Source organism: Paraburkholderia sp. SIMBA_054, from assembly GCF_046534875.1.
Lineage (GTDB): Bacteria > Pseudomonadota > Gammaproteobacteria > Burkholderiales > Burkholderiaceae > Paraburkholderia > Paraburkholderia hospita.
The window spans coordinates 1-259 of the sequence record NZ_JAWRXV010001088.1 but is presented as its reverse complement, the minus strand read 5'-3'; the positions used below and the strand labels follow the sequence as shown (position 1 = coordinate 259).

Below are 259 nucleotides of genomic sequence, written 5' to 3'. Positions count from 1 at the left end.
CTTGCATTCCGACGGCTCCACATTGCCGCGCGCGGCCTTTGCACCGTTGGGGCTGGAACTCGAAATCGCCTTTCGCTTCGGCCGCCGCTTCGAGCCTTCGGCAACGCCTTATAGCGAGGCCGACGTGCACGCGGCAATCGGTTCGTTCGGCGCGACGATTGAAATTGTCGCGAGCCGTTTCGCCGCGTGGCCCGACATCGACAAGCTCGCGCAACTCGCGGACTTGCAGAACCACGGCGCGCTGATCGTCGGCGAGTTC

General features: G+C 64.5%; 1 pseudogene. It reads left to right on the top strand.

The features are described from left to right. Window positions 1-259: pseudogene (locus SB822_RS58520) on the top strand (2-keto-4-pentenoate hydratase); the annotation flags it as partial.